Below are 10883 nucleotides of genomic sequence, written 5' to 3'. Positions count from 1 at the left end.
CGCCGGCCCGCACGGGCGGCCGGCCGCGCTCGACGAGCCGCCGCACGAGCATCACCAGCTCGCCCGGCTCGAACGGCTTGGCCAGGAAAGCGTCCACCCCGGCGGCGACCCCGTGGTCCACCTCGTACGGCGTGCAGGCGCTGACGATCGCGAGCGGCAGGTGCCCGGTGCGCGGATCGGACCGCAGCCGGCCGGCCGTCTGGAGGCCGTCGAGCCGGGGCATGACCACATCGAGCGTGATCACGTCGGGGCGGACCCGGTGCACGAGATCCAGACACTCGACACCGTCGCCCGCGGTCACGACCTCGAAGCCCTCCAGCTCGAGATTGACCCTGATCAACTGCCGGATGACCTTGTTGTCGTCGACAACAAGCACGCGGCCGCATGCCCCAGACACCCTTCGAGAGTAGGCGCGGCGGAAGAGCTGCGTCCGGGTTTTGCCCACTTCCGCCCCGGAGGAGCGGCCCCGGGGTTGGCTGAATGTGTGTACGAGGGGGCGCGGGCTCTGCCGCGATGACGCGGAATACCTGTTCACGGGCACCCCGTCGGAGCTGGTAGTGTTTCACCCGTCGCAGAGCAGCACAGCGATACGCCCCCGTAGCTCAGGGGATAGAGCATCGGCCTCCGGAGCCGGGTGCGCAGGTTCGAATCCTGCCGGGGGCACTTCGGAAGAAGTGCCAAAGAGGTTCTTGACTCGCAACAGCGCGGGTCGGGAACCTCTTTTTTTCGCTGTCGAACCACAGAAGATCTCGCCGCCCTCGATGGGAGGATGAGAGGTAGGATAAGTGGCATGAGCGAGCCTACCGGCAAGTACTCGATCACCATGCCACGCGACATCGCCGAAGCCGCAAAGGCCCGCAGTGGCCCCTCCGGTCTGTCCGCCTATGTGGCCGCGGCCGTCGCCCGCCAGATCGAGCGCGACAACCTCAACGAACTCATCACGGTCGCCGAGGCCGCACACGGGCCCGTCACGGATGATGAGATCCAGTCCCTGCGCGACGAACTCGTCCGGGCACGGCGCGAACAGACCGAGCCCGGAGCGACCGCAGCGTGACCTTGTCTGCCGCAGCTCCCGGCGGAACCCTCGTCCTCGACAGCGAAGGACTGGCCAAGGCCGTCCTGCGCGACCGTACGGCCACCGGCTGGCTCGCTCTGGCACGCGCCGACGACCTGCGCGTGATCACCTCGGCGGCCACCCTCGTCGAAGTGATCCACCCCCGCATCAACCGCCCGGCCCTGGAGTGGACGCTCTCTCGTCTGGTCATCGAACCGATCACCGAACCGATCGCCCGCCACGCCGCCACGCTTCTCGCCGATGCCGGCCTGCACGGCCACAAGTACGCCATCGATGCGATGCTCGCCGCCACCGCGCTGGCCGCACCTGGACCGGCCACCGTCCTCACCTCCGATCCGGAGGACCTCACCACCCTCTGCGGCGGACGCGTGACCGTGATCAAGATCTGACGGCTCCTCCTTGAGGTCGAGGTCGGAGCCTCCACGCTCCCTCCATACTCGCGAGGGCAGCCGGCCACACCAGCGCACTACATGGCCTGGCCCATACTGGTCGCCCCGTAGTCGGGGTCATACAGGCGGAGCATGGAGACGAAGCTGTCGAGCAGAGCGAGTTGTTCGGCCTTGAGCGAAGGCGCGTTGAAGTGCATAACCGTGTTGCGGACGTCCTTCACCCGGCCGAGCAGCCCGATGAAGTGGGATCTGTCGACCAGCGGCCAGCCGAGCTTGTCCCAGCGTTCCTCGTTGTCCAAGAGCCGGATGTACTCTCCGAACATCATCTCATCGACCGATATCTTTTTCTTGTGCACCTTCTGCACGTCGGCCTCGCCGTAGACCCGCCCCAGGCAGCGCCGGAGTCGGCGCTCGATCTCACCCAAGGTGAAAAAGGGCGGAACACTTCCTGGCCTTCGCCGGCATCGCCGCCGCCCTGATCTGCTATCGCCGTCTTGCCAGGTAGACGGTCCACCAGTTCTCCGTATCCCGTTGCAGCGGACAGTTCTACAGACAAGCATGGCCGTCATGGACCGACCGAGGCAGATCATCGAGTGCGGAGACTTCGTCCTGCGGTGCTGGCGGGGGCAGAGTGACTTCGCTCCGGCATTCAAGTTGATCGAGGAGTCACTGGACCACTTGCGCCCCTGGGAGTCGTGGGTCGCCCGTCACAGCGAGAAGAGCACCCGCGAGTTCCTCGCTACGTCCGAGTCGAAGTGGGCAAGCGGTGACGTGTACAACTACGCCATCGCCAAGGACGGCAGTCTCATTGGCATGTGCCAGACCTACCGTGGGGCCGAGCCTCAGGGCCGGCGCATGGGGTACTGGCTGCACCCTGCCGCCACTGGACAGGGCATCGCCACCAGAGCAACGGCGGCCATGGTCACCGAGATGTTCACCTTGCCGGATGTGGAGTACCTGGAAATCACGCACGACCTGTCCAACGCCTCCAGTGCCGCGGTTCCACGCCGGTTGGGCTTCACCGAGGTCCTGCGTGAACGGGGAACGCCGCCCGCAGTTCCCTCGGGCAGCGGGATCACCGTGGTTTGGCGGCTGAACCGTCCTACGCCGCCCATTAACGGAACTCCCTGCCCCTGAACCGAACCCACCGAGCCCGCTCCCTGTCCCTGCGGCACCGCGCGAGACGACCTCTGAAGTGCTGGGCAGCCACGAGATCGGTGTTCCTTGCACTGTGGTCGATCTTGGGCCAGACCCTGTCCGGTGAGTCAACACCGCGTCAGGGACGTTCTGTTGCGTGCACCGCAGGCAGCCGCGACCCTGTCGCGCGCCTCTGCCCCGCAAGCGGCGGAGTGGGCCGGCTCCCCTAACGCCTTCGGGCGGGTGCGGATGTCGCCGGGAACGGTGATGTCGACCTCGCCCCCACCGACTGCGTCGCTGCGGCTGAGCGGTGGTATGCCAGGCTTCGCACAGCTCACACCACGCGCCAGGCGACTCCTGGTGACCATTGCCCCCATGGCTGGCGGTAGCGGAAATGGAAACGTTTAAATATTCGATAATTTAATGGTCAGATTGATTGCGATGGATGCTAACTGCGGTTGCGTGGATTGTAAAGCCGTGGTCTCCTGAAATAAGAGCAGTGGTGACGAAATTCGGGAGGCGAGTTTCGTGAAGGTTGTCAAGGCGATCAGCATCTACTGCCACCAGACCGACGATGATGACGTCGATGAACTCTTCATGTTCTACAACGGTCAGAGGTTCTGGCCGAACTCCAGCGACGGCACCGTCGGGGCGACCCAGACTGGCACATACGGGGTCAACAGCCCCATCTACGAGCTCCCTGGACGGTTCAGCCTGCGGGATGACGAAAGTCCTCTGGGTTCCGACTCACTCGGCTGGGTCGACCTGTCCGCCGACGAGCCGGAGGGGCAGAACCAAGCCGACTTCATCGGCACCGACGACGACGGGCACTACACGCTGACCTACAAGGTCAAGGAAATAGGATTCTGACCTCCCTCGATTTGAGCCGAGCGGAGTAGTCGGCGACCAATGGGTGACACCCTTCAAGGCGTCGCCCATTCGCTTACCAGCTGCACACGAGGGCGTCCAGAGGCGCTCATAGAAATGCGCACGAGACCCCGCGCCCACTCTTGAAAGACATCCCGCTGATAGGGGTACGACTCGTCGCCGCGCTCACGGGAGCCATCGACTGTTCGCCGAGGCCGTCCACGCGGTGGAGTGAGCCACCCTTCGCGCACCGGGTCGAATTTCCGCTCCGCCCAACCCTGCGGCGCGTACGCAGCGTCAGCGTACGCGGACGAAGGGTAGACAGTACGAGGTCGTCGGACCGGCCATGACACCGACTCAGAAGCGGTACGACGGGGTGCGGCGCGAAAGGTGGGCACAGTGGCCTACGGCAATGCGGGCGGCGGTACGGGAGCGGCGGGCGGTACGGAACCGGAGGCGTCGGACAGCATGCGCACCTTCGGGGCGGTTGTCCACGCCTTACGCGCACACGCCGGCCTGACCCGTGAGGAGTTCGGCTCGCTCGTCGGCTACTCGAAGCACACCGCCTCGAAGCGACAGCGATCAGCCTGTACACGTACGAATGCCGGGTGATCCCGGGTCTGTTGCAGACCGAGGCGTACGCGCGTGCCATGTCGTTGAACGTCCCGCCCCTGCCGGACCCGGAGGAGCTTGAACAGCGGATCGCGGCACGCACGGCTCGCCAGGAGCTGCTGTCCATCAACCGGAAGCCGCCGACCGCGTTCAGCTTCATCGTGGAGCAGCCGGTCCTGGAGCGGCACACCGGCGGGGATGAGGTGACCCGTGAACTCCTGGACCACTTGATCGAGTTGCTCGAGGGGAACTGGAGGGGACAGCTGCGTCGAGGTCGCGACCTGCCCCACTGCGGTCCACGTCCGTGACTCCAAGGACCGGCGCAGCCCCGAACTCGCCCTCTCGCCCGCTGCCTGGGGCGAGTTCGTCGCGTACGCCGTCCAGGGCTGAGCCCCGCGCAGTGCCCCGCACCGGTGGTGCGGGGCACTGTCATGCGGCTCAGGCGACCGGCAGGCCCGGGGCCGGGTACGCGTCCATCAGGTCCTTGACCTCCGCGCGCACCTTCCCGATCGTGTCCTCGTCGCCCGTGATCACGCGGTCGATCCAGTCCGCGATCCGGGGCATCTCCGAGACAGGCACCCCCCGCGACGTAAGCGCCGGCGTCCCCAGGCGGATGCCCGAGGGGTCGAAGGGCTTGCGGGGGTCGTACGGGACCGCGTTGTAGTTGGCGACGATGCCCGCGCGGTCCAGGGCCTTGGCCGCCGGCTTGCCCGGGACGCCCTTGGCCGTGAGGTCCACCAGCAGCAGGTGGTTGTCCGTGCCGCCCGAGACCAGGTCGTAGCCACGGGCCGCCAACTCCTCGCCCAGCGCGCGGGCGTTGGCCACCACCACGTGGGCGTAGGCGCGGAAGTCCGGGGTCGCCGCCTCCTTCAGGGCTACGCCGATCGCGGCCGTGGTCTGGTTGTGCGGGCCGCCCTGGAGGCCGGGGAAGACGGCGCGGTCCAGGGCGCGGGCGTGCTCGGCGCGGCTGAGGAGCATCGCGCCGCGCGGGCCGCGCAGGGTCTTGTGGGTGGTGGTGGAGACGACGTCCACGTACGGCGCGGGCGAGGGGTGGGCGCCGCCCGCGACCAGGCCCGCGATGTGGGCGATGTCCGCCACCAGGACCGCGCCCACCTCGCGGGCGATCTCCGCGAAGCCCGCGAAGTCGATCGTGCGGGGCACGGCGGTGCCGCCGCAGAAGATGAGCTTCGGCCGCTCGGCCAGGGCCAGGTCGCGGACCTCGTCCAGGTCGACGCGGCCGGTGTCGCGGCGCACGCCGTACTGGACTCCGTTGAACCAGGTGCCGGTGGCGGAGACGCCCCAGCCGTGCGTGAGGTGGCCGCCCATGGGCAGCGACATGCCGAGCACGGTGTCACCGGGCTTGAGGAAGGCCAGGTAGATCGCGAGGTTGGCCGGGGAGCCGGAGTACGGCTGGACGTTGGCGTGGTCCATGGAGAAGAGCGCCTTGGCACGGTCGGCGGTCAGCGTCTCGACCTGGTCGATGATCTGCTGGCCCTCGTAGTAGCGCTTGCCGGGGTAGCCCTCGGAGTACTTGTTCTGGAGCACCGTGCCGGACGCTTCGAGCACGGCGGCGGAGACGTAGTTCTCGCTGGGGATCAGGCGCAGGGTGTCGGCCTGGAGCTGTTCCTCGGCGGCCACGAGGGCGGCGAGTTCGGGGTCGGTCGTCGCCAGGGCCTGGTGGCGGGGCTGTGCGGGTACGGACGCGGTCACGGGTTCCTCCCGGGTCGGCCGCATGGCTGCGGCGTGGACCCGGATGCCCAGGCGGACGGCTCTCCGGCATGACGCCCCCGGGCGCACCCGGGGTGTGCCGCTCCCTCGTGGTCGATTCCACTGAGCACCCCGCGAGGAGCGCGCGCCAGTCGCGGCCCTCCGCACCTTACCGGGCTCCCGGGCGGGGTGCGTGACGTCAGGTGAACAGAGCCGGACGCGGCGGCACTTGGCCGAGTCTTGGCCAATGCATGCCCCCTGCATGAATCGTTCCTCGCCAGAGTGGCGCATTACATGTGCACTTCATTCGGCACATGCTCCGTACGCGAGACCCACATCGCAGGGGGTTGTTGTTTTGATATTCAACCGCGCCGGACGACGTGCCGGGCTGAGCGTGGCAGTGACACTGCCGCTGCTCGCCGGGGCGCTCGCCCTGGGGATGCCCGACGCCAGTGCCGAGGCCGGGCACGGGGGCCGGGACGCGTTGCAGGGCACCAAGCCGTCCTGGGCGACCGCCTCGGCCGACCGGGGGGCCGCGTCCGACAGCACGAAGGTGTCCGTCCGGGTGCACCTGGCGGGCCAGGACGCGAAGGGCCTCGCCGCCTACGCCGCCGCCGTGTCGGACCCGGACTCTTCCTCGTACGGGAAGTTCCTGAGCCCCGCGCGGGCGCAGGCCCGGTTCGGGGCCACCCCGGAGCAGATGGAGCGGGTCAGGCAGTGGCTGGAGGCCGGTGGGCTGACCGTCACCGGGGCGAACCAGCACTATGTCTCGGCCACCGGTGACGTCGCCGCCGCCGAGAAGGCGTTCTCCACGCAGCTACGCAACTACCGCAAGGGCGGGCGCACTTACCGGGCCCCGTCCGCGAACGCGTCGGTGCCCGCCGCGCTGGGCGACGCCGTGCTCGCCGTGTCCGGTCTGGACAACGCCCCGCACACCTCGCGCCACGACGACGTGCTGCCGCCGCCGGACGCGGTGTTCCGCAACTCCGGCCCGTTCTCCTCGTACTTCGGGCAGAAGACGGCCTCCTCGCTGCCGAAGGCGTACGGGGCGAAGGCGCCGTACGCGGTCAAGGGCTACACCGGCAAGCAGCTGCGCGCCGCTTACGGGGCCGGGGACTACACCGGCAAGGGGGTGACCGTCGCCATCACCGACGCGTACGCCTCGCCCACCATCGCGAAGGACGCCGCCGAGTACGCGAAGCGCAACGGTGACGCGCCTTACAAGCGCAGCCAGTTGAGCCAGGTGCTGCCGGACGAGTACACGAGGACCGAGGAGTGCGGGGCCTCCGGCTGGTACGGCGAGGAGACCCTCGACGTCGAGGCCGTGCACGCGGTCGCGCCCGCCGCCGACATCGTGTACGTGGGCGGCGCCTCCTGCTACGACAACGACCTGCTGGACTCGCTGAACAAGGTCGTCGACCACCACCTCGCGGACATCGTCTCCAACTCCTGGGGCGACGTGGAGGCCAACCAGACCCCGGACCTGGCGCTCGCCTACGACCAGGTGTTCAAGATGGGCGCGGTCGAGGGCATCGGCTTCTACTTCTCCTCCGGTGACGCGGGCGACAACGTCGACTCGACCGGCACCAAGCAGATCGACGTCCCGTCCAACTCGGCCTGGGTGACCTCGGTCGGCGGCACCGCGCTCGCGGTCGGCAAGCACGACACGTACCTCTGGGAGACCGGCTGGGGCACGCTCAACGCCCCGCTGGCGGCGGACGGCCGCAGCTGGGAGGGGTTCCCCGGCGCGTACACCTCGGGCGCGGGCGGCGGCACCAGCTCCACCGTGGCGCAGCCGTTCTACCAGCGCGGGATCGTGCCCGACTCGCTGGCGCGGGCGAACGGGAGGACGCGGATGCGCACCGCCCCGGACATCGCGGCCGTCGCGGACCCGAACACCGGCTTCCTGGTCGGGCAGACCCAGACCCTGCCCGACGGCTCGCTGGGCTACGACGAGTACCGCATCGGCGGCACCTCGCTGGCGGCCCCGGTCATCGCGGGCGTCCAGGCGCTGGCGCAGCAGGCCCGGCACGGCCGGCCGATCGGTTTCGCCAACCCGGCGATCTACGCCCGCTACGGCTCGAAGGCGTACCACGACGTGACCGACCACCCGCTGGGCGCACACCGTGACCTGGCGGTCGTCCGGGTGGACTACGTCAACGGCTACGACGCGGCGGACGGGCTGCGGACCACCGTGCGCAGCCTGGGCAAGGACGCCTCGCTGGCGGCCGTGCGCGGCTACGACGACGTGACGGGCGTCGGCACCCCGGCCGCCGGTTATGTGAGCTCCTACCGCCGGCGCTGACCGCCCGGCGCTGGGACGAGGGGGCAAGCCCCCTGGGGCATGGGGCCGGCCACCGATCCCGGTGGACCGGCCCCCTGTCCATGCGTGCGGGCAGGTGTCAGGCCGAGGCGCGTTTGCGGGACGCCGTGCTCTTGGATCCGCTCTGCTTCTTGGCCGTCGTCTTCTTCGCGGCCGTCTTCTTCGCGGTGCTCTTGGCGGCGGTCTTCTTGGCCGGCTGCTTGCCCGTACCGCTCGACGCGGACTTCTTGCCGCCGGTGGACTTCGGGGAGGAGGCGGACTTCTTGGCGGTGCCCCCGGAGGACGCCTTCTCGTCGGTGCCGGACGGCTTGCGGTCGGCGAGGTGGGTCACGTCCGCCACGGAGTCCTCCTCCCCCTCGCCCCGGGCCTCCTTCGCGGCCTTGACGCTGCTCTCCAGGGCGGCCAGCAGGTCGATGACCTTGCCGCCCCCCTTCGTGCCCTTCTCGGCCGGTTCCGGGGCCTCGCCCGACGCCTTGGCGGCGACCAGCTCCTCGACCGCCTCCCGGTAGTCGTCGTGCAGCGAGTCCATGTCGACCTCGCCGAGCGTGTCCATCAGGGCGTCCGCGAGGTCCAGCTCGGCGTCGCGCACGGTCACGTCGGACTCCGGGGCGACGCCCTCGGGAGCCCGGATCTCGTCCGGCCAGAGCAGCCCGTGCATGGCGATCACGTCGTCCACGACCCGGAGCATGCCGAGGCGCTCGCGCCCGCGCAGCGCGTACTTGGCGAGGGCCACCTTGCGGCTGCGCTTCAGGGCCTCGCGCAGCAGGGTGTACGGCTTCGCCGCCGGGACGCCGTTGGCCGAGAGGTAGTAGGCCGCGTCCATCTGGAGCGGGTCGATCGCGTCGGCCGGGACGAAGGCCACGATCTCGATGGTCTTCGCCGTGGGCAGCGGCAGATGGCTCAGGTCCTCGTCGGTGATCGGGATCATGGAGCCGTCGGCGTCCTCGTACGCCTTGCCGATCTCGGCGGAGGTCACCTCCTCCCCGTCCAGCTCGCACACCTTGCGGTAGCGGATGCGCCCGCCGTCCTCGACGTGGATCTGCCGGAACGAGATCGAGTGGTTCTCGGTGGCGTTGACCAGCTTGATCGGGATGCTGACCAGCCCGAAGGAGATGGCGCCGTTCCAGATGGATCTCACCGGTTCACCCCTTGGGTACGTATATGCGAAGAAAAGACATTTTTGCGTGTGATTCTTATCGTATGACGCCGATCACCGAGGTGGAGGGGCGACGGCTGTCCCTGAGCAACCTGGACAAGGTGCTGTATCCGGCCACCGGCACCACGAAGGGCGAGGTACTGCACTACTACGCGGCCACGGCGGCCGAGGCGCTGCTCGCACACCTGCGGGACCGGCCGGTGTCCTTCCTGCGCTATCCGGACGGGCCGGACGGCCAGCTCTTCTTCACCAAGAACCCGCCGCCCGGTACTCCGTCCTGGGTACGCCGGGCCCCGGTGCCGCACCGCGAGAGCGAACCGTCCGAACAGGTGGTCGTCCAGGACCTGGCCTCGCTGATGTGGGCGGCCAACCTGGTGGTGGAGTTCCACACCCCGCAGTGGCGGGCCGAGACCCCCGCGGTGGCCGACCGGCTGGTCCTCGACCTCGACCCGGGTGCGCCCGCCACGGTGGTCGAGTGCTGCCGGGTCGCGCTGTGGCTGCGGGAGCGGCTGGCCGAGGACGGCCTCACGGCGTACGGGAAGACCTCGGGCGCCAAGGGCATGCACCTGCTGGTCCCCCTCGTCCCCACGGACTCGGCGGCGGCGTCGGCGTACGCGAAGGGCCTCGCCGTCCGGGCGGAGAAGGAGCTCCCGGACCTGGTGGTGCACCGGATGCGGAAGGCGCTGCGGCCGGGCAAGGTCTTCGTCGACTTCAGCCAGAACGCCGCCGCGAAGACCACCGCCACGCCCTACACCCTGCGCGCCCGCGCCGAGCCGGCCGTCTCGGCGCCGGTCACCTGGGCCGAGATCGAGGGCTGCCGCTCCCCCGCCGACCTGGTGTTCCTGGCGGACGCCATGGCCGCGCGGCTGGACCGGCACGGGGATCTGCTCGCCCCGCTGTGCGACCCGGAAGAGGGACGGCCGCTTCCGCGCTGACCGCGGGGACGCGCGGCCGGCCCCTACCGTACGCGCGCGACTTTTGTCATGCTCCAGCGCAAAAGCGCGTCGCACCCGGTCTGATCGCCCCGGCCGTGGTGCACACTCTGCGCAGACACTGCGTGTGTGACGTCGGCGGGGAGGCGATGGCGTGTTCGCGGGGATCGAAGAGGTGGACTGGGCCTCGATGAGGCATGCCCACGGACCGGCGGGCGATGTGCCGGCGCTGTTACGGGGTCTGGCCTCCGCCGATCCGGCGGAGCGCGAACGGGCGCTGGACGGGATGTACGGGGCGGTGCACCACCAGGGCGACGTCTATCCGTGCACGCTCGCCTGCATCCCCTTCCTCTTCGAGCTGGTCGCCGACCCCTGGGTGCCGGACCGGGGCGACATAGTCGAGTTGCTGACCAGCATCGGCGGCATCGACCTCGGCTCGGACGACGAGGAGGAGATCGGCGAGGACGAGGCGGAGCTCGCCGCCAACTACGCGATGGCCGCGGCGGCCGTCTCCGCCGGCGCCGGGGCCTTCTTCGCGCTGCTGGCCGACGAGGACCCCGGCGTTCGGCTGAGCGCCCCGCTCGCGCTGGCCGCCCTGCACGACGACCCGGCCAGGGTGCTGCGCCTGCTGCGGGCGCGGCTGGCGGCGGAGCGGGACGAGGAGGTGCGGCTCGCCCTGGTCGAG

At 69.5% G+C, this 10883-nt stretch carries 10 protein-coding genes, 1 tRNA gene and 3 pseudogenes; 10 read left to right on the top strand and 4 right to left on the bottom strand.

The features are described 5' to 3' along the window. Positions 1-445, bottom strand: a 445-nt coding sequence (locus G3I41_RS29530) for a response regulator (RefSeq protein WP_343242249.1), incomplete at its 3' end; no start/stop codon positions are given. A 146-nt stretch (positions 446-591) separates the two neighbouring features. Here G3I41_RS29530 and G3I41_RS29525 point away from each other — a divergent pair. The 3 genes from G3I41_RS29525 (at position 592) to G3I41_RS29515 (ending at position 1464) form a co-directional block, all read left to right on the top strand. Further along, positions 592-663: transfer RNA gene (locus G3I41_RS29525), tRNA-Arg, on the top strand. Between the two features lie 127 nt (positions 664-790). After that, positions 791-1054 carry a CopG family transcriptional regulator gene (locus G3I41_RS29520; RefSeq protein WP_164403544.1) on the top strand — a complete coding sequence of 88 codons (264 nt, stop codon included), beginning with the start codon at positions 791-793 and terminating at the stop codon, positions 1052-1054. After that, positions 1051-1464 (top strand): PIN domain-containing protein, encoded by a 414-nt coding sequence (locus G3I41_RS29515; RefSeq protein WP_164403543.1) that lies wholly within the window; start codon positions 1051-1053, stop codon positions 1462-1464. The genes G3I41_RS29520 and G3I41_RS29515 overlap by 4 nt, the downstream gene beginning before the upstream one ends. Positions 1465-1541: 77 nt before the next feature. Here the strand turns inward: G3I41_RS29515 and G3I41_RS29510 are convergent, their stop codons facing one another. Next, positions 1542-1889, bottom strand: coding sequence for a hypothetical protein (locus G3I41_RS29510; RefSeq protein WP_164403541.1), 348 nt, complete (start codon positions 1887-1889; stop codon positions 1542-1544). Positions 1890-2022: 133 nt separating this feature from the next. Here G3I41_RS29510 and G3I41_RS29505 point away from each other — a divergent pair, with 133 nt between their 5' ends. The 4 genes and pseudogenes from G3I41_RS29505 to G3I41_RS29490 form a co-directional block, all read left to right on the top strand. Next, on the top strand, positions 2023-2601 hold the full coding sequence (locus G3I41_RS29505) for a GNAT family N-acetyltransferase (protein ID WP_164403540.1): 579 nt from the start codon (positions 2023-2025) through the stop codon (positions 2599-2601). 528 nt (positions 2602-3129) lie between these two features. Beyond that, positions 3130-3471, top strand: a complete 342-nt coding sequence (locus G3I41_RS29500) for a hypothetical protein (RefSeq protein WP_164403538.1) — start codon at positions 3130-3132, stop codon at positions 3469-3471. Positions 3472-3867: 396 nt separating this feature from the next. After that, positions 3868-4334: pseudogene (locus G3I41_RS29495) on the top strand (DUF5753 domain-containing protein); the annotation flags it as partial. Next, positions 4327-4470: pseudogene (locus G3I41_RS29490) on the top strand (DUF397 domain-containing protein); the annotation flags it as partial. The pseudogenes G3I41_RS29495 and G3I41_RS29490, both read left to right, overlap by 8 nt. Positions 4471-4518: 48 nt before the next feature. Here G3I41_RS29490 and glyA read toward each other — a convergent pair. Further along, complete coding sequence (gene glyA / locus G3I41_RS29485) at positions 4519-5790, bottom strand: serine hydroxymethyltransferase (protein ID WP_164403535.1); 1272 nt, start codon at positions 5788-5790, stop codon at positions 4519-4521. Between the two features lie 436 nt (positions 5791-6226). Between glyA and G3I41_RS29480 the strand changes: the two genes are divergently transcribed. Then, a complete protein-coding gene (locus tag G3I41_RS29480) occupies positions 6227-8092 on the top strand; it encodes a S53 family peptidase (RefSeq protein WP_239081895.1) in 1866 nt (621 codons plus the stop codon). Between the two features lie 97 nt (positions 8093-8189). Here G3I41_RS29480 and G3I41_RS29475 read toward each other — a convergent pair whose 3' ends face one another. After that, positions 8190-9248: a Ku protein gene (locus G3I41_RS29475; RefSeq protein ID WP_164403532.1), complete on the bottom strand. Its 1059-nt coding sequence runs from the start codon at positions 9246-9248 to the stop codon at positions 8190-8192. Between the two features lie 62 nt (positions 9249-9310). On the opposite strand from G3I41_RS29475, the gene ligD reads away from it, so the two are divergent. Further along, positions 9311-10201, top strand: a complete 891-nt coding sequence (gene ligD / locus G3I41_RS29470; protein WP_164403529.1) for a non-homologous end-joining DNA ligase — start codon at positions 9311-9313, stop codon at positions 10199-10201. 151 nt (positions 10202-10352) lie between these two features. Beyond that, positions 10353-10883, top strand: a pseudogene (locus tag G3I41_RS29465) (PBS lyase); the annotation flags it as partial.

The sequence above is a fragment of the Streptomyces sp. SID9727 genome (genome assembly GCF_010550605.1).
Taxonomy (GTDB): Bacteria; Actinomycetota; Actinomycetes; order Streptomycetales; family Streptomycetaceae; genus Streptomyces.
Note: the sequence above shows the minus strand (reverse complement) of the source record. Positions and strands in the feature narration are given on the sequence as shown.

What these genes read in the sequence shown, in the direction of transcription:
- G3I41_RS29520 (WP_164403544.1), top strand. Translation starts at nt 791, where the DNA reads ATGAGCGAGCCTACCGGCAAGTACTCGATCACCATGCCACGCGACATC.
- G3I41_RS29505 (WP_164403540.1), top strand. Translation starts at nt 2,023, where the DNA reads ATGGCCGTCATGGACCGACCGAGGCAGATCATCGAGTGCGGAGACTTC.
- G3I41_RS29480 (WP_239081895.1), top strand. Translation starts at nt 6,227, where the DNA reads ATGCCCGACGCCAGTGCCGAGGCCGGGCACGGGGGCCGGGACGCGTTG.
- ligD (WP_164403529.1), top strand. Translation starts at nt 9,311, where the DNA reads ATGACGCCGATCACCGAGGTGGAGGGGCGACGGCTGTCCCTGAGCAAC.